Origin of the sequence: Leucobacter sp. USHLN154 (assembly GCF_037145595.1) — a bacterium.
Lineage (GTDB): Bacteria > Actinomycetota > Actinomycetes > Actinomycetales > Microbacteriaceae > Leucobacter > Leucobacter alluvii.
On sequence record NZ_JBBCXF010000003.1, the window covers coordinates 289177 to 306050 of the forward strand.

General features: G+C 67.4%; 18 protein-coding genes and 1 tRNA gene. 5 read left to right on the forward strand and 14 right to left on the reverse strand.

What is annotated here, in order from left to right; genetic code table 11:
* The first annotated feature begins 27 nt into the window (after window positions 1–27).
* Both WFH23_RS07450 and pdxY read left to right on the forward strand, forming a co-directional pair.
* Window positions 28–513: a pyridoxamine 5'-phosphate oxidase family protein gene (locus WFH23_RS07450; RefSeq protein WP_336662081.1), complete on the forward strand. Its 486-nt coding sequence runs from the start codon at window positions 28–30 to the stop codon at window positions 511–513.
* Window positions 514–620: 107 nt separating this feature from the next.
* Window positions 621–1472, forward strand: coding sequence for a pyridoxal kinase PdxY (gene pdxY / locus WFH23_RS07455; protein ID WP_200328743.1), 852 nt, complete (start codon window positions 621–623; stop codon window positions 1470–1472).
* Between the two features lie 60 nt (window positions 1473–1532).
* On the opposite strand, the gene crcB is transcribed toward pdxY, so the two are convergent.
* A complete protein-coding gene (crcB, locus tag WFH23_RS07460; protein ID WP_336662082.1) occupies window positions 1533–1904 on the reverse strand; it encodes a fluoride efflux transporter CrcB in 372 nt (123 codons plus the stop codon).
* Complete coding sequence (locus WFH23_RS07465; protein WP_336662083.1) at window positions 1901–2341, reverse strand: fluoride efflux transporter FluC; 441 nt, start codon at window positions 2339–2341, stop codon at window positions 1901–1903. Before WFH23_RS07465 ends, crcB begins: the two co-directional genes overlap by 4 nt.
* 140 nt (window positions 2342–2481) lie before the next feature.
* On the opposite strand from WFH23_RS07465, the gene WFH23_RS07470 reads away from it, so the two are divergent.
* Genes WFH23_RS07470 through WFH23_RS07480 form a run of 3 tightly spaced genes read left to right on the forward strand, consistent with a single transcriptional unit; the run spans window position 2482 to window position 5125 of the window.
* The gene (locus WFH23_RS07470) at window positions 2482–3477 is read left to right on the forward strand and encodes a metal ABC transporter substrate-binding protein (RefSeq protein WP_442918715.1); all 996 of its coding nucleotides are present in this window, start codon (window positions 2482–2484) and stop codon (window positions 3475–3477) included.
* Entirely contained in the window at window positions 3474–4223 is a 750-nt protein-coding gene (locus tag WFH23_RS07475; RefSeq protein ID WP_090149158.1) for a metal ABC transporter ATP-binding protein, read from the forward strand. The genes WFH23_RS07470 and WFH23_RS07475 overlap by 4 nt, the downstream gene beginning before the upstream one ends.
* Window positions 4220–5125, forward strand: a complete 906-nt coding sequence (locus tag WFH23_RS07480; protein ID WP_336662085.1) for a metal ABC transporter permease — start codon at window positions 4220–4222, stop codon at window positions 5123–5125. The genes WFH23_RS07475 and WFH23_RS07480 overlap by 4 nt, the downstream gene beginning before the upstream one ends.
* Here the strand turns inward: WFH23_RS07480 and WFH23_RS07485 are convergent.
* The 12 genes from WFH23_RS07485 to WFH23_RS07540 all read right to left on the reverse strand — a co-directional run bounded on the left by WFH23_RS07485 (window position 5120) and on the right by WFH23_RS07540 (window position 16745).
* Window positions 5120–6382: a glutaminase gene (locus WFH23_RS07485; protein ID WP_336662086.1), complete on the reverse strand. Its 1263-nt coding sequence runs from the start codon at window positions 6380–6382 to the stop codon at window positions 5120–5122. The genes WFH23_RS07480 and WFH23_RS07485 overlap by 6 nt on opposite strands.
* Window positions 6383–6482: 100 nt before the next feature.
* A tRNA-Ala gene (locus WFH23_RS07490) sits at window positions 6483–6558 on the reverse strand.
* A gap of 94 nt (window positions 6559–6652) precedes the next feature.
* Window positions 6653–7027: a ribosome silencing factor gene (gene rsfS / locus WFH23_RS07495; protein ID WP_336662087.1), complete on the reverse strand. Its 375-nt coding sequence runs from the start codon at window positions 7025–7027 to the stop codon at window positions 6653–6655.
* A gap of 65 nt (window positions 7028–7092) precedes the next feature.
* Entirely contained in the window at window positions 7093–8970 is a 1878-nt protein-coding gene (locus WFH23_RS07500) for a hypothetical protein (protein ID WP_336662088.1), read from the reverse strand.
* Complete coding sequence (nadD, locus tag WFH23_RS07505) at window positions 8970–9566, reverse strand: nicotinate-nucleotide adenylyltransferase (RefSeq protein ID WP_336662089.1); 597 nt, start codon at window positions 9564–9566, stop codon at window positions 8970–8972. The genes WFH23_RS07500 and nadD overlap by 1 nt, the downstream gene beginning before the upstream one ends.
* A gap of 15 nt (window positions 9567–9581) precedes the next feature.
* Entirely contained in the window at window positions 9582–9794 is a 213-nt protein-coding gene (locus tag WFH23_RS07510) for a hypothetical protein (RefSeq protein WP_090149188.1), read from the reverse strand.
* A 57-nt stretch (window positions 9795–9851) separates the two neighbouring features.
* A complete protein-coding gene (locus WFH23_RS07515) occupies window positions 9852–11105 on the reverse strand; it encodes a glutamate-5-semialdehyde dehydrogenase (protein WP_336662090.1) in 1254 nt (417 codons plus the stop codon).
* 95 nt (window positions 11106–11200) lie between these two features.
* Window positions 11201–11974, reverse strand: coding sequence for a glutamate 5-kinase (proB, locus tag WFH23_RS07520; protein ID WP_090149197.1), 774 nt, complete (start codon window positions 11972–11974; stop codon window positions 11201–11203).
* Window positions 11971–13476 (reverse strand): GTPase ObgE, encoded by a 1506-nt coding sequence (gene obgE, locus WFH23_RS07525; protein ID WP_090149202.1) that lies wholly within the window; start codon window positions 13474–13476, stop codon window positions 11971–11973. Before obgE ends, proB begins: the two co-directional genes overlap by 4 nt.
* Window positions 13477–13545: 69 nt before the next feature.
* Window positions 13546–13800, reverse strand: coding sequence for a 50S ribosomal protein L27 (rpmA, locus tag WFH23_RS07530; protein WP_010157307.1), 255 nt, complete (start codon window positions 13798–13800; stop codon window positions 13546–13548).
* 33 nt (window positions 13801–13833) lie between these two features.
* Complete coding sequence (gene rplU / locus WFH23_RS07535; RefSeq protein ID WP_090149206.1) at window positions 13834–14142, reverse strand: 50S ribosomal protein L21; 309 nt, start codon at window positions 14140–14142, stop codon at window positions 13834–13836.
* Between the two features lie 146 nt (window positions 14143–14288).
* Complete coding sequence (locus WFH23_RS07540; RefSeq protein ID WP_336662091.1) at window positions 14289–16745, reverse strand: Rne/Rng family ribonuclease; 2457 nt, start codon at window positions 16743–16745, stop codon at window positions 14289–14291.
* Between the last annotated feature and the right edge of the window lie 129 nt (window positions 16746–16874).

Below are 16874 nucleotides of genomic sequence, written 5' to 3' on the forward strand. Positions count from 1 at the left end.
GACCCGTACCACCGACTGGAGGCTGACATGAGCACACCGCGCGAGCTGACCCCCGAGACCGTGATCGACGTGATGCGCGAGGAGCGCTTCGTCATGCTGTCGACGGCGACCCCGGAAGGGAAAATCGTTTCGCACCCGATGACTCCGCAGGAGGTGACCGATGCGGGCGACGTGTGGTTCTTTATCGGCCTCCAGGGAGACCAGGCCGCTGCGATTCGCGCGAACCCTCAGGTGAATCTCGCCTTCGCTGAGACGGGCAGCTGGCTCTCCGTCTCAGGACTCGCGGAATTCGTGACCGATGAGGCGAAGGCGCGTGAGCTCTGGGACGGCGAGGTGGACGCGTACTTCGACGGCGGGCTCGACGACCCGAACCTCGGGCTGCTCCGGGTGACCGGGGAGTCGGCCCAGTACTGGGGTGTACCGGGCGGAAAAGTCGCCGCAGCCGTGAAGATCGCCGCTGCCAAGATCACCGGAAGCGAAGGCCCGGGCCGGTCGGGTACGACGGAGCTCTGAGCGGGCGCGAGCCTTCGCTGCGCCCGGCTTGATCGGGCGCAGCGAACTGGTCCGCCGCGGGCCTTGCAGACTGGTCCATTGCTCGGACCACTGGCAAGATCGAAGCCATGCGCATCCTCTCGATCCAGTCCTCGGTTTCGTACGGCCATGTGGGGAACTCCGCAGCAGTGTTCCCGCTGCAGCGCATCGGCGTCGATGTCATGCCGATATACACGGTCATGTTCTCGAATCACACGGGATACGGATCGTGGCGCGGCCCGATGATGTCCGGAGACGACGTCCGCGAAATCGTCGTCGGCATCGGAGAGCGGGGCGGACTCTCCGACGTCGACGCCGTACTGTCCGGCTATCAGGGCGGCGACAGCATCGGCGACGCGATCCTCGACGCGGTAGCTCGCGTCAAGGAGGCGAATCCCGACGCGATCTACGCCTGCGATCCGGTGCTCGGCAATGCGCGATCGGGATGCCACGTCTCGCCCGAGGTGCAGAACCTCATCCGCGACCGCGTCGTTCCGCGCGCAGACCTCATCACGCCGAACCAGTTCGAGCTCGGATTCCTCACAGGCACCTCACCCGATACGTTGGATTCGACGCTCGCCGCCGTGGATCTCGTTCGGGCCGCCGGCCCGAGCACCGTGCTGGTGACGAGCGTCGACCGCCCCGATCGGCCCGATGATGCGATCGAGATGCTCGCGGTGACCGATGCCGGCGCGTGGCTCATCGAGACGCCGCGCATCCCGTTCAAGGTCAACGGCTCGGGAGACGTCACCGCAGCGCTCTTCACCGCCCACTTCGGCCGCTCGGGCGATGGCGCCGACGCGCTCGAGCGCACGACGGCGAGTGTCTTCGCGTTGCTCGAGCGCACGTACGCTGCTGGTTCCCGCGAGCTGCAGCTCATCGAGGCCCAAGAGGCATACGCACATCCCGACATGCGATTCAGCGCACAGCGCGTCCGCTGACCACCGCCGGGCGAGGCAGCGAGCGGGCTCCGATCCTCCTGCCCCGACCAACCCCGTGCGTCACGCGAGCGCCGCCCCGAGCAGCACACCGCAGATCGCGAGCCCCGTCGCCGCTCCGAGCGCGCCGATGCCGTTCGCGATCGCGGCGCCGTAGCGACGACGCGCGAGGAGCTGCACGGTGTCGACGCTCGCGGTACTGAATGTCGTATAGCCTCCGAGGAATCCGACCGAGACAGCCATGGCCGCCGGATGCTCCAGCGCGAGACCGGTCACCACCCCGATCGCGAACGATCCAGTGAGATTCACCGTCAGGATTCCCCAGGGGAACCTCGCGCGGCGGTCGGCAGGGAAAGCGCTGTCCACCAGATAGCGGATGACGGCTCCGGCACCGCCCCCGGCTGCGATGCTCAGGGCCGACCACAGGTCGCTCACCGGGTCGCCTCCGATGCGACGGGGCGTGTATGCGCCCTCGCGATCCGTTGCCCGAGCAGTACTCCCAGCCCGCTCGCAATCGCACCGCCGGTCACCGTGGCGAAGGCGTATCCCATCGCCATTCCGAATCGCTCGTCCAGGAGCGAGGCCGCGAGGTCTGCGGCGAGCAGACTGTACGTCGTGAAGCCGCCGAGCAGACCCGTGCCGAGCAGCAGGCGCAGCCGCCGCCAACGCACCTCGTCCCGCGCCGTCGTGCCCGCGATCAGCGCGCCGAGCGCGAACGATCCGAAGACGTTCACGACGAGCGTCGCGAGCGGAAAACCGCCCGTGGCGTCGACCGGGCCGATGGCCGTCGAGACGCCGACCCGCGCGATCGAGCCGAGAGCACCGCCGAGTGCGACCAGGCCGAGATCGGGAAGTCGGGAACGAAGGGTCACCCGGATCAGTGTACGCGCCCGGATACGCTGACGCGGGAGCGAGCAGCCGGCATCCGCGACCCCGCCGCCGCCCCCGGCCGGAGCGGGAGGGAGCCTCGCGAAACACGTCGAATTCCGCTAGCATCGCATCAAAGTTCGCCATGCCGAACTTTCAGATTCGACTACACGAGAGGTGGCGGTACGTGCATCCGAGACCAAGACGACGAAGCGCTCGGGCAATCTGCTCACTGATCGGCGTCGTGCTCCTCGCGACGGGATGCGCGACGGCGGCTGCCGACCCCTCGAGCTCGGATGCCGCGGGAGAACGACCGGTCGTGCTCACGACCTTCACCGTGCTCGCCGACATCGCCCGCAACGTGGGAGGCGAACACGTGGAAGTGCGCTCCATCACCAAGGTCGGCGCCGAGATCCACGGCTATGAGCCCACCCCGCTCGACATCGCCAAGGCATCGGAGGCCGACCTCATTCTCGACAACGGACTCGGTCTCGAGGCCTGGTTCAAACGCTTCGTCGAGCAGGCCGACGCACCGCACGTCGTGGTATCCGAGGGCATCGATCCCATCGACATCGCCGGCGACGCGTACGCAGGGAAACCGAATCCGCACGCGTGGATGAGTCCGCGCAATGCGCAGATCTACGTCGATCGCATGGTGGCCGCCTTCAGCGAGCTCGACCCCGAGCACGCCGAAGACTTCGCGGCGCAGGGCGCAGCCTACCGCTCCGAGCTCCAGGCGGTCGATGACCGGCTCACCGAGGCCGTCGACGCGCTTCCCGAGTCGCATCGCGCGCTCGTCACCTGCGAAGGGGCGTTCTCATATCTGGCGCGCGATGCGGGACTCACCGAGCGGTACATCTGGCCGGTGAATGCCGAGCAGCAGGCGACGCCTCGACAGATCGCCGACACGATCGAGTTCGTCCGCGAGCACCAGGTTCCCGCAGTGTTCTGCGAGTCGACGGTATCGGATCGCCCGATGCGGCAGGTCGCAGAGTCCTCTGGGGCCGCCTTCGGAGGCACGCTCTACGTCGACTCGCTCTCCGACCCCGACGGACCGGTCCCGACCTACCTCGACTTGCTCGCGCACGACACCGATGTGATCGTCTCCGCGCTCAGCGGGGAATCGGAGGAAGCGTCATGAAGACGTCCATCTCGGTAGAGCATGTGACCGTGCGCTACGGCGATGTCGTGGCGCTCGACGACGCTTCGCTGGAAGTCGCGGCGGGCCGCGTGACCGGGCTGATCGGGATGAACGGCTCTGGGAAATCCACGCTCTTCAAGTCCATCATGGGCGCGGTCCGCCCAGAGCTCGGCAGCGTCCTCATCGACGGCATGGCCCCCGCCGCCGCACGGTCCAGCGGTCGCGTCGCATACGTGCCGCAGAGCGAAGACGTCGACTGGGCATTCCCCATCTCCGTTCGCGACGTCGTGATGATGGGGCGCTACGGCAGGCTCGGGGTGACCCGTCGCCCGCGCGCCGCGGACCGCGCTGCCGTCGAGCAGGCGCTCGCGCGCGTGGAGCTGGCCGAACTCGGCGATCGCCAGATCGGGGCGCTTTCCGGAGGCCAGAAGAAGCGAGCGTTCGTCGCGAGATGCATCGCGCAGGATTCCGAATTGCTCCTCCTCGACGAACCGTTCGCCGGCGTGGATCAGCGCAGTGAGGCGATGATCGTGCGCCTCCTCCGCGAGCTCGCAGCCGCCGGCCGCACCGTACTCGTCTCGACGCACGACCTCCACGCCCTGCCCGACCTCGCCGACGAGGCAGCCCTGCTGCTGCGACGCGTGCTGTTCCACGGTTCCGTCGAGGAGGCTCTGATGCCGGAGCGCTTGGCGCACGCCTTCGGGCTGGACGCTCGTGACGCGAGAGAGACGGGAGAGACGCTGTGACCCCGATCGATTTCATCCTCGAACCGCTGCAGTACGAGTTCATGGTGCGCGCCATCATGACGACCACGATCGCCGCGGTCGTCTGCGCGCTCCTCTCGTGCTGGCTCGTGCTCACCGGCTGGTCGCTCATGGGCGACGCGGTATCGCACGCCGTTCTGCCGGGCGTCGTCCTCGCCTACCTGGTCGGCGCCCCATTCGCTCTCGGGGCCCTCATCTTCGGATTCCTCGCCGTCGCACTCATCGGAGCGATTCGCGATACGAGCCGTGTGAAAGAGGACGCCGCAATCGGCATCGTGTTCACCACCCTGTTCGCTCTCGGCCTCGTGCTCATCTCCGTGACCCCGAGTCAGACCGATCTCACTCACATTGTCTTCGGGAACATCCTCGGCGTGTCCGATGCCGACCTGCTGCAGATCGCCGCCCTCGCCGCCATCGCATTCGCCGTGCTCATGGTGAAGCGCCGCGACCTGACTCTGTACGCCTTCGATCCGACGCATGCTCACGCCATCGGGCTCAGCCCGCGCTTCCTCGGAGCGCTCCTGCTGGGACTGCTCGCGCTGACCTCCGTGGTCGCGCTCCAGGTGGTCGGCGTGATCCTCGTCGTCGCAATGCTCATCATTCCGGGAGCGACCGCGTACTTGCTGACCAACCGGTTCCACCGGATGCTGATCATCGCGCCGGTGCTGTCGGCCATCTGCTCCGTGACGGGCATCCTGCTGAGCTACTGGATGGATGCCGCCTCCGGAGGCCTGGTGATCCTCGTCCAGGGCAGCGCGTTCGCCCTCGCCTACCTGTTCAGTCCGACGCACGGCCTGCTCGTGCGCGGTGCGGGGCGACGACGCCGGCCCGCGCGGCGCGCCCCGGCCTCGGCGACCGCCTCAGGGTCGGCTGCCGGGCTATGACCGCTGGGGCGTCGGAACCGGCCACGACTCGGGGACGTGCCCATCGCCCATATCCGGTCCGGGCAGGAGCCCGTCGGGATCGTGGAGCGCAACACGGTGTCCGTCGAGACGCAGCCGACGCATGCCTTCGAGCGTCATCCGACGGCCGACGTCGAGAAACCGATCGACCCGGCTCACATCGAACAGGACGAGCGTCGAGCCCGGTTCGATCGACTGCAGGCGATCGAGCACGGCCTCAGCCCCTGCGAATTGGATGGCTCCCTGCAGCACCACGGTGATGCGGTCATCGCTCCGTTCGATCGTGCGGATCGGGGCTGACCCGACCGGGCCGGCTGTCATGAGATGCAGGTTCATGTCCGAGGAAAGCCGGCGAAAGGCCTCAACTCCTCGCGCACTGTTCCCGTGCTCGTCCAGGCGTGGAGAGAAGAGCCCGATGCCGAGCTGTCCGGGCAACACGCCGAGCATGCCTCCCGAGACCCCGCTCTTCGCCGGAATCCCGACCTCCGAGAACCACGTGCCAGAAGCGTCGTACATTCCCGCCGCCGCCATCACCGAGAGCGTCTGGCGCGCGACATCACTGGGCACCACCCGGTTGCCGGTGTGCGGCTGCACGCCGTCATTCGCGAGACACGCGCCCATCACGGCGAGATCGCGCGCCGTCACCATGATGGAGCACTGCGCCGTGTATCCCGCCACGGCGTCATGAGCGGACGTCGAGAAGATGCCGTAGTTGCGGAGCAGGTGCGCGAGTGCCAGGTTGCGGTCGGCCGTTTCGAGCTCGGACTGCATGACCGCCTCGTCGATGCGCAATTCACGATCGGCCAGGACGGAGAGGAACGCCCGCGCACGGTCCGTGCGCTGCGCGCTCGTGGCAACCTCGCCGACCAGAAGCTGGTGGGCGGTGATCGCACCGGCGTTGATCATGGGGTTCCGGGGCCGATGCGACCCCTGCTCGAGGGAGAGTTCGTCGAACGCCTCTCCCGAGGGCTCGACACCCACCGAGCGCAGTACCCGCGGCAGGCCGCGATCCATGATCGCTGCAGCGTAGATGAACGGCTTCGATACGGACTGGATGGAGAACTCCGCATCCGCGTCCCCGGCGGCGTGGATTCGACCGCTCGTCGTCATCAGCGCAATGCCGAAGCGATCCGGATCAGCCGCTGCGAGTTCGGGGATGTAATCGGCCACCGCCCCGTCGACATGCCCGCTCAGGCCGTCGAGTACTTCCTGCAGGTATTCGGGAACGGGCGTATGCATGGGTCTCCTCGGTGCGCGGCTCGCCGAGCGCACAGCACCCACTGTAGTTGCCCGCACCGACAGCAGAACGGCCCCGCCGAAGCGGGGCCGTTCTCTCCTGTGGTGGATCTAAGGGGACTCGAACCCCTGACCCCCTGCATGCCATGCAGGTGCGCTACCAGCTGCGCCATAGACCCAGGGAAGTCGAGCGAATGCTCGCCCGACAACTCTTCTACTGTACATCACCCGGACACGTGAGAGCCAAATCGAGGGATCTCGGGCGCGTCATTCTCAGCTGTCGGCGTGCCCCTGCGGAACCGCAGGAATGAACTCCGTCGTATCGATCGTGGGGCAGTCCTGCCAGAGCTTTTCGAGCTGGTAGAAGTCGCGCTCCTCCTGGTGGAAGACATGCACGATCAGGTCGCCGAAGTCGAGCAGGATCCACCGGCCGCTCTCACGGCCCTCACGGCGAACCGTGCGCACGCCTGCTCCGTTCAGCGCATCCTCGATACCGTCGGAGATGGCCTGCACGTTGCGCTCGACGGAGCCGGTCACGATGAGGAACACATCGGCGAGGCCGAACTGCTCCGTCACTTCGAGAGCGACCTGCGCCGTGGCTCCCTTCTCGTCGGCCGCCACTACGGCGAGGTTCAGGTCGGATCGCACATCTCGTGTCTCAGTTGCAGCGTTCAGTTCGTGTCCTTCGTTCAACATGTTCGAGCTTCGGTCGGTCAACCGAAGAATCCGTTGCTCGCGCCCCAGGCGCCCAGTCCGACCACCACGATGAGCAGCCCTCCGCCCGTCAGTGAGAGCACGAGCGGCAGTTTGCTCTTCTCCCGGGTCGGCTTCGCCACGACCGGAATACTGGAATCGACCCGAGCGCTCACAGCGTGACGCGCAGACACCGGGGCCGGCCCCTCGTTCGCCTCGTCGCGGGGCGGCACCTGGTCGCCGGTGATCGGGTCCATCTCGATCGAATCGTGCAGCGCCGAATGCCCACCGGTTTCGCCCAGTGACTTCGGGAGCTTCAGAGAACCGGTGACGTAGAGATCGCCAGTCGCACCGAGCGGCCCAGTCAACCCACCCGTGTCTTCCGGCATCGTCGGCAGGATCAGCGCGGACGTCCCCGTCCCGCCAGTCGACCCCTCCTGGGCGACTGCACGCGAGATCAGATCGTCGAAGTCTCCGCTCTCGGGATTCTGCTCCGACTCGTTCTGGAACTTCCGCCCCGACGGGTCATCGAACACCGAGCGCCACTCCTCCGGAGGGGCGATGTCGGGGAACGAATAGCTCTCACGCTCCTGCGGATTCGCGCCGTTACTGCGGTCGGACCCGTCCGTCGCGGCAGCGCTCGCACTTGCGGCGCCGGCGAGCGGCGCCTCATCGCTCTGCTGCGCCGGAAACGCGACCGTCTGCGGCGACGCCGAAGGAAGATCTTCTGGGACTTCAGCGGGAGGCGTCGGGCGCGCGGCATCGAGAACCGTCGTCTCGGGCTCGGCCTCTGCCGCCGGCTCCTCTTCGGCGATGATCTCAGCCAGAACGGGCTCGGCATCGGAGGCCGAGGCCGACGGCGCGTCCTCCGGGCGCTCACTCGTCGGCTGGTCAACGCTCTCGTCAGCCGCTGCTTCTGCTTCGCGCGCAGCGGCGGTGTCGGACTCCGTCTCCTCTGTCGCCTCGGGGGCCCTCTGATCCGGGTCCTCGGCGGGCTGACTAGCCTGCTTCGAGCGCTGCCACGGGAACCGCCGCTTCGACTTCGCGGGAGCCGCATCGGCCGAGTCCTCAGCAGCCGGTGCGTCGACCGGGGCGTCCGACGCACCAGCGACCGCTGCCGCGTCGACCACGGGCGCGCCAGCATCGGAGGACTGGCCCTCCGTCGCCGCTTCCTCGGCGTCGATCTTCTCCGCCGACTCCGCCTCGCGCAGCTCTTCGACAGTGAAGGGCTCCGTCGGTGGCGACATCAGTGTGTCGAAGTCGGGCTCTCCAGCTGCCGGTTCCGCCACGACGACCTCGGGGTCGCCCGATTCGCTTGCAGCGCCGCTCTCGTCGGCAGGCTCGACCACGCTCTCGTCTTCCACCACGGAGGCAATCACAGCTGGCTCGTCCGATTCCGCTGCCTGGTCGACGATCTGAGCCTCGTCCACGACGACGGCTTGCTCGACGACGGGGGCATCATCCGCGACCGGGACTTCATCGGCGACGGGGGCATCATCCGCGACGAGAGCGTCATCAGCAACGGGTACAGTAACAGCTGCGTCTTCTGCAGTGGGAACCTCTCCAGCAACCGGAGCCCCGCCAGCAGACGGATCGTCCTCACCAGCAGCCGGCGCTTCGGCGCCAGACCCATCCTCACCGACGGGGTGACCGAGGGCCGCGAGCGCCTCCTCGCGCAACTGACGCATCTCGCGTCGGCTCCGAGGGGTCCCATCCGGATGGAAGGGTGAGATCTCGATGTCCGCTCCCGCAGCCGGTCGCGCAGCACTGACCGGAGGGCTCGGAGCGTCGCTGCTCCCGGCGCCGATCTCGGAGAGATCCATGGCGCCGGTCTCCTCAAGGTCGCGCATGCGCCGCTCACGCCGGGTCAGCGGTCGTTGTTCGTCCTGCTCGCTCATCACTCTGTCGCTTCCTCGGTGTATAGCCCGTGCTTCGCAATGTACTGCACCACACCGTCAGGGACGAGGTACCACACCGGATAACCTCGGGCGACTCGTGCCCGGCAGTCCGTCGACGAGATCGCCAGCGCGGGAACTTCCAACAAGCTTACGTGTTCCTCCGATAATCCCGAAAGCGAGAGGTCGTGACCGGGGCGCGAGACGGCGATGAAATGAGCGTAATCCCAGAGGTGCTCGACATCCTTCCAGCCGAGGATCTGCTCGACGGCGTCCGCGCCCGAGATGAAGAACAGTTCGGCATCGGGATGCTGCTCGTGCAGATCTCTCAGGGTATCGACCGTGTAGGTCGGCCCCGCGCGATCCACATCGACCCGGCTGACGGTGAATCGCGGATTCGACGCCGTCGCGATCACCGTCATCAAGTACCGGTGTTCGCTCGCTGAGACGTTCTGCTTCTGCCAGGGCTGGCCCGTCGGCACGAAGAGCACTTCGTCGAGGTCGAAGCTCTGAGCTACCTCACTGGCAGCCACGAGGTGACCGTGATGAATGGGATCGAACGTGCCGCCCATCACCCCGATCCGACGTGTGTGTGGCACGGTCGGTGCGCTCTTCTAGTGGTGCGTTGCCGAGCCGTGCTCGCGAGCGTACGCCTCTGCCTTCGCCGCGTGACGGTTGGCGACATCGCGGAACGAGAAGGTGACGGCCGCGATCGCGACGAACGCAGCGAAGACGATGACGCCGAAGACGACAGCCGGGAACGGCAGCTCATTGACGATGTGGTGCCCCTCTTCGGCGGCAGCTGCGATCGTGGCAAGAAGTGACATTGGTGGTCCCCTGCATTCGTTACGGTGGGTGGTACCGAACCAGTCTAGCGGGTGGCGTCAGCGGATCTGGCCAGCGCCGCGCACCAACCATTTCGTGCTGGTGAGCTCCGGAAGGCCCATGGGTCCGCGCGCGTGCAGCTTCTGCGTCGAGATGCCCACCTCGGCGCCGAAGCCGAACTCGCCACCGTCCGTGAAACGCGTCGAAGCGTTGACCATGACGACGGCGGAATCGACCTCTGACAGGAATCGCTCGGCATTCGCGTAGTCGCGTGTGACGATCGCCTCCGTGTGGCGAGTCGAGTAGCGCTGGATGTGCAGCAGCGCCTCGTCCAGCGAATCGACCACCTTGATGCCCATCTCGAGCGCCAAGTGCTCCGTGCCCCAGGTCTCGTCGCTCGCCGGCGAGACGCCCGGCACGCGCTGCGTGACCGCCGTATCGCCGTACAGTGTCACATTCGCGGCGAGCAGTGACTCTGAGAGCCGCTCGAGCAGACGGTCGGCTGCGCCGCGGTGCACGAGGAGCGTCTCCGCCGCGTTGCAGACGCTCGGCCGGTGCGTCTTCGCGTTGAGCGCGATCTCGACCGCCATGTCGTCGTCGGCGGTCTCGTCCACGAAGACGTGCACGACGCCGGATCCGGTCTCGATCACGGGGACGGTCGATTCGTTCACCACGGTCGAGATGAGTGCTGCGCTCCCGCGCGGAATGAGCACGTCGACGTAGCCTCGCGCGCGCATCAGCTTCCCGGCGCCCTCGCGGCCGAACGGATCGATGGTCTGCACGGCTCGGCCGTCCAGCCCCGCGCTCGTCACAGCGCTCTGGATCAAGGCCACGAGCTCGGCATTCGTGTGCTCCGCGGCGCTGCCGCCGCGGAGCACGACGCCGTTTCCGCTCTTCACGGCCAGGGCGGCGATGTCGATCGTCACGTTGGGGCGGGCCTCGTAGATCGCACCGATCACGCCGAACGGCACCCGCACCTGGCTGATCGCGATTCCGTTCGCCAGCGTGCTGCCGCGCACCACCTGCCCGACGGGGTCCGGCAGTGAGATGAGTTCTCGAACCGCGGCGGCCAGCGCACGCACTCGTGCCTCGTCGAGCCGCAGACGGTCGAGCAGGCCGGCGCCGATGCCGTTCCCCTCGCCCCTGGCGAGATCCTGAGCATTCGCGGCGACGATCTCGGGAACTGCGTTCTCGAGCCCGACGGCGATCGCCTCGAGCGCAGCGTTCTTCGAATCAGTGGTCGCAGCGGCGAGCGTTCGAGCGCCGCTACGGGCGCGCTCGAGCCGTTCGACGAAAGCATCGGCAGCAGACATGGCACACAGCTTATCGCGCCGCTCAGGGCTGAGCGGCGCTGAGGCGAGCGAACTCAGGCGAGCCAGCTCAGGCGAGCCAGCTCAGGCGAGACGGCTCAGGGTCGAGCGGCGAAGCGAGTTCCGTGATCCGCCCCGTCGAGCACCGCGGCCAACAGCCGTGTCTCAGTGAGGAGGACGGTGGCGCCGGCGTCGGCCGCCAAACGGGCCGCCTGCACTTTCGTCGCGGCTCCCCCGGTGCCCCAACCCGACTGGCTCTCGCCGATCTCGATCCCCTCCAACGGGTCGCCATAGGCCACCGCTGCGATGCGCTGAGCGCCGGCCATCATCGGGGGCGCCGTGTAGAGCGCATCGACGTCGGAGAGCAGCACGAGCCGGTCGGCGTCCACGAGGCGTGCGACGAGCGCGGCGAGACGATCGTTGTCGCCGAAACGGATCTCATGCGTCGCGACGGTGTCGTTCTCGTTGATGATCGGCAGAATGCCGAGCTGCAGCAACCGTTCGATGGCTCGTCGAGCGTTGTCGCGGTGCGTGGGATTCTCGATGTCCTGCGCCGTGAGCAGCACCTGCCCGGCGATGATCTCGTGCGTCGTCAGGGCCCGCTGGTACCGGTTGACCAGAATGTTCTGCCCGACGGCTGCAGCCGCCTGCTGGGTTGCGAGGTCATCAGGGCGCTCCTCGAGGCGCAGAAACGGCACTCCCGTCGCGATCGCGCCACTGGATACGAGGATCACCTGCGCGCCCGCTGCGTGCAGGCGTGCCAGCGAGGCGACGAGTTCGGGGATCTGAGCGGCGTTCGCCCCGCTCACCGAGGACGAGCCGACTTTCACGACGACTCTGCGGGCCGAGAGCAATTCGTCGCCGTGCGTCACGCCCGATCCTCCCAGAGCCCCGCTTTCCGCTCGCGCTCCAGCTCGGCGCGCGCTTCGGCCTTCGCATCCATGAGGCCGTGGTAGTCGACGCGACGCTCCTGGTTGGTGCGCCGTCCGTTCTGGTCGACGCGGAGGTCGGTGCCGCGAGCGCCCATCTGCACCTCTGCGGCGCTCGTCATCGTGGGCTCCCAGTCGAAGACGACTCCCGATCCGGGGCCGATCACCACAGTCGACCCAGCGACCGCCCCGGCCTTCACCAGCGCGTCTTCGATGCCGATCTTCTGCAACCGGTCAGCCAGATATCCCACGGCCTCGTCGTTCTTGAAGTCGGTCTGGGCCACCCAGCGCTCCGGCTTCGCGCCCAGAATGCGGTAGATCGTTCCGTAGCTGCCCCCCTCGGGCACGACGCGGAACCCGCCGTCGTCGACGGCCTTCGGCTGCAGGACGATGCGTTCCTGCACGGGCGCTTCGTCGATGCGCCGCTGCCGCTCGGTCTCGACGAGCTCGGCGAGCGCGAAGCCGAGCTCACGAAGCCCTTCGTGCGACACGGTGGAGATCTGGAAGACCCGGTAGCCTTGCGCCTCGAGCTCCGGTCGCACGAACTCGGCGAGCTCGCGCCCCTCTGGCACGTCGATCTTGTTGAGTGCGATGAGCTGCGGCCGATCGAGCAACGGGGTCTGACCCTCGGGCACGGGGTATGCGGCGAGCTCGTTCTTGATGACCTCGAGATCCGAGAGCGGATCGCGCCCCGGCTCCAACGTCGCGCAGTCGAGCACGTGCAGCAGCGCACTGCACCGCTCGACGTGACGCAGGAAGTCGAGCCCGAGGCCCTTCCCCTCGCTCGCGCCCTCGATGAGACCCGGCACGTCGGCTACCGTGAAGCGGTGATCGGCGACCTGCACGACACCGAGATTCGGGTGCAGCGTCGTGAACGGGTAATCGGCGATCTTCGGCTTCGCAGCACTCATAGCGGCGATCAGGCTCGACTTGCCGGCCGACGGATAGCCGACCAGGGCGACGTCGGCGATCGTCTTGAGCTCGAGGGTGAGCGTGCCCGACCAGCCTTCGGTCCCCAGCAGCGCGAACCCGGGGGCCTTGCGCTTCGTGCTGGAGAGCGCGAGGTTGCCCAGACCGCCGACACCGCCCTTCGCCGCGATGAACCGCGTGCCGGGCTCGGTGAGGTCGATGAGGGTCTCCCCCGCCTCGTCTTTCACCACGGTGCCGACCGGCACCGGGAGCACGAGGTCGGCGCCATTGGTGCCGGCTCGATAGTCGCCCGCGCCGTATCCGCCGTTCTCGGCGGTGCGGTGCGGTCGCCGATGGTAGTCGAGCAGGGTGGTCACCTGAGGATCGGCGACCAGCACGACGTCTCCGCCATGCCCGCCGGCTCCACCATCTGGACCCGCGAGCGGCTTGAACTTCTCGCGGCGGATCGACACGCAGCCGTTTCCGCCGCGACCTGACTGGACGTGCACTTGCACCTGATCGACAAAGGTGACCATTACTGTTTTCCTGCCCCTAGATACGGCAAAAGGCGAGCCGAAGCCCGCCTCGCCGTTGAATGCCTGAAGTTAGGCTGCGGCCACGATGTTGACGACCTTGCGGCCGCCCTTCGCACCGAACTCGACTGCGCCCGCCGCGAGGGCGAACAGCGTGTCGTCTCCGCCACGGCCGACGTTGGCGCCGGGGTGGAAGTGGGTTCCGCGCTGACGGACGATGATCTCGCCGGCGTTCACCTGCTGGCCGCCGAAGCGCTTGACGCCGAGGCGCTGCGCGTTCGAGTCGCGGCCGTTGCGGGTGGAGCTGGCGCCCTTCTTATGTGCCATGAGTCTCTACTCCTTGAATCGTAGTCGAAGCGATTACTTGATGCCGGTGACCTTGAGGCGCGTCAGATCCTGACGGTGCCCCTGGCGGCTCTTGTAACCGGTCTTGTTCTTGTATCGCTGAATCACGATCTTCGGGCCGCGGAGGTCGTTGAGCACCTCTGCGGTTACCGTGACCTTGGCCAGCTCGGCCGCGTCCGTCGTCACCTGGTCGCCGTCGACGAGGAGCACCGCGGGAAGCTGAAGCTTGCCCGTGGAGTCGCCCGAAACACGGTTGACGGTGATGATCGAGCCGACCTCGACCTTTTCCTGACGTCCGCTTGTGCGCACTACTGCGTAAACCACTTCATACCCTTTTCTCGAGGATCGCCTTGCGTGTCGAACCGCAGCGCCGCCGCGATCGAAGCTTGTGTTTGCCACCCCGAGGAGTGGCACCAACGGTCAATATTATCTCGAAGCACCGATTTTGGTCAAATAGGCGCCCCCGCGTGTCATGAGCGACCCGAATCCTTGCGCTTCGCCGTCGCGTCGAGCGCCTCGGCGAGGGCCATCTGGGCGGCCTGCTTCGGATCGACTGGCGGCGCCTCCGGAGACTCCGCACCGGCGTCTGAGGTTCCCTCCGTGCGACCAGCATCGACGCCGCCGCGCAGCTGCGCCGTTGACACTCGGCGATTGCGCGCGCGTCCGTTGCCGGCAGCCGGCGCCGCCGGAAGGGCTTCGAGCACCGAGTCGAGAAGTGCGTCGGCGACCGGCTCCGCTCGATCCCTGCGCGCTTCCGTCGAGCGCGGCGCCCGGTCAGAGCCCAGCTGAGCCCGACCCGTGGCCCGTGGCGTCTCCGGACCGTGCGACCGGGCCCCCTGCGGTCGATCCTCTGGCGATCGATCATCGCGGGCGGGCGCGCCGGTCTGCGCTGCACCCTGCAGGGCTCGCGCGAGATCCTCGTGCTCCGACTCCTTCGCCGCCTGCAGCGTCGAGGCGGCGACCTGAGCCAGCATGTTCTTCGCGCCATCGGTGATGGCGTGCGTGTGCGACTTCGCCTCGGCCTGCTGATGCTGCTGCTGTGGCTGCGGGTGCTGCTGCTGCCCTCGGCCGCGCTTCGATCCGCGCGCAGGCGCCTCGCTCCGGTGCTTGCTCACCGGCTCGTGATGCACGATGACTCCGCGGCCGGCGCAGACGTCGCAGGGCTCGCTGAACGACTCGAGCAGCCCGAGGCCGAGTTTCTTGCGGGTCATCTGCACGAGCCCGAGCGAGGTGACCTCGGCGACCTGATGCTTCGTCCGATCACGGCTGAGGCACTCCACCATGCGACGGAGCACGAGATCGCGATTCGACTCGAGCACCATGTCGATGAAGTCGACGACGATGATGCCGCCGATGTCGCGCAGTCGCAGCTGGCGCACGATCTCCTCGGCGGCCTCGAGGTTGTTCTTGGTCACGGTCTCTTCGAGGTTGCCGCCGGAGCCGACGAACTTTCCGGTGTTCACGTCGACGACCGTCATCGCCTCGGTGCGGTCGATCACGAGTGATCCGCCGGACGGAAGCCAGACCTTCCGGTCGAGCGCCTTCGCGATCTGCTCCGTGACACGGTACTCGTCGAAGATGTCGCGCTCTGCCTGGTACTGCTCGACGCGCTCGAGCAGATCCGGGGCGACCTGCGAGAGGTAGTTCTCGATCGTCGCGTACGTCTCGGCGCCCGAGATCGTCAGCCGGTGGAAGTCTTCGTTGAAGACATCGCGCACGATCTTGATGAGCATGTCCGGCTCGGAGTGCAGCAGCACCGGGCCGCCGCCCTTCTCGACGCGCTTCTGAATCGACTCCCACTGACGGGTGAGGCGCTGCACGTCATGCGTGAGCTGGTCCTCGCTCGCGCCCTCCGCGGCGGTGCGCACGATCACGCCGGCCCCGTCGGGCAGCACCGCTTTGAGAATCTTCTTGAGTCGAGCACGCTCGGTATCCGGAAGCTTCCGGGAGATTCCGTTCATGGCTCCACCGGGCACGTACACGAGGAACCGGCCTGGAAGGGAGATCTGACTCGTGAGCCTCGCGCCCTTGTGCCCCACCGGATCCTTCGTGACCTGCACGAGCACCTGATCGCCGGGCTTCAACGCGTTCTCGATTCGCCGGGCCGTATTTCCGCCCTCGAACTCTGACCAGTCGACCTCGCCCGAGTAGAGCACCGCGTTGCGGCCACGGCCGATGTCGACGAAGGCCGCTTCCATACTCGGAAGCACGTTCTGCACCCGGCCGAGATACACGTTGCCGATGAGGGAGTTCTCGCTGGATCGCGCGACGTAGTGCTCAACGAGCACCTTGTCTTCGAGCACGCCGATCTGCACGCGATCGGAGGTCGTGCGAACGATCATCTCGCGATCGACCGATTCACGCCGCGCGAGGAACTCGGACTCGGTGATGACCACGCGGCGTCGACCGGCGTCGCGCCCGTCGCGCCGCCGCTGCTTCTTCGCTTCGAGGCGGGTCGAGCCCTTGACCTTCTGCGGCTCGGTGATGACCGGCGCCTGCCGAGGCTGGCGGCGCGGCGCGTCCTCTTCCGGCGCCGCCGGGGCATCGCTCGACGTGCGCCGACGATTGCGCCGCTGGGACGAGCCTGCTTCCCGCTCGTCCCCCGCCTCATCGCGTGAGAAGCGCTCGTCCAGCAGGTCGTCGAGCTGACGCAGTTCGGTCGGCCGGAACTCCACGCGCCTGGGGCGGGGGGCGATCGGCGGCACGTCCGGTGCGAGGAAGAGCAACCTGGTCGTCGCCCTGAACCGCTCCTCAGGCGTCATCTCTGCGAACGGCAGGATCAGGGGCGGCGACTCGGCGAGCGGCCGCTCCGCCTCCGCTGCCTCGGTGGAGCCTGCGTGCGCCTCCACCGCCGCGGGAAGCTCCTGCTCCTGCGAGGGCTCTTCGCCCGGGTTGTCGTGCTGTTCGGTTGCTGTGTTCTTCACCATTCCTGGTGTCTCCTCTGCCCCGGGAGAATGCGCATTCCCCAGAGGTTGCTCATCGTGCGGTATGACCCGCGAATCCTGTTCTCCGCGAGCGGGTTCGCTCGCGCTCGGTCGTTCATCGACCGGTGAAGG

Coding starts and splice junctions, on each gene's coding strand:
- WFH23_RS07450 (WP_336662081.1), top strand. CDS start 28: ATGAGCACACCGCGCGAGCTGACCCCCGAGACCGTGATCGACGTGATG.
- pdxY (WP_200328743.1), top strand. CDS start 621: ATGCGCATCCTCTCGATCCAGTCCTCGGTTTCGTACGGCCATGTGGGG.
- WFH23_RS07470 (WP_442918715.1), top strand. CDS start 2,482: ATGCCGAACTTTCAGATTCGACTACACGAGAGGTGGCGGTACGTGCAT.
- WFH23_RS07475 (WP_090149158.1), top strand. CDS start 3,474: ATGAAGACGTCCATCTCGGTAGAGCATGTGACCGTGCGCTACGGCGAT.
- WFH23_RS07485 (WP_336662086.1), bottom strand. CDS start 6,382: ATGCATACGCCCGTTCCCGAATACCTGCAGGAAGTACTCGACGGCCTG.
- WFH23_RS07500 (WP_336662088.1), bottom strand. CDS start 8,970: ATGAGCGAGCAGGACGAACAACGACCGCTGACCCGGCGTGAGCGGCGC.
- WFH23_RS07510 (WP_090149188.1), bottom strand. CDS start 9,794: ATGTCACTTCTTGCCACGATCGCAGCTGCCGCCGAAGAGGGGCACCAC.
- WFH23_RS07515 (WP_336662090.1), bottom strand. CDS start 11,105: ATGTCTGCTGCCGATGCTTTCGTCGAACGGCTCGAGCGCGCCCGTAGC.
- obgE (WP_090149202.1), bottom strand. CDS start 13,476: ATGGTCACCTTTGTCGATCAGGTGCAAGTGCACGTCCAGTCAGGTCGC.
- rpmA (WP_010157307.1), bottom strand. CDS start 13,800: ATGGCACATAAGAAGGGCGCCAGCTCCACCCGCAACGGCCGCGACTCG.
- WFH23_RS07540 (WP_336662091.1), bottom strand. CDS start 16,745: ATGGTGAAGAACACAGCAACCGAACAGCACGACAACCCGGGCGAAGAG.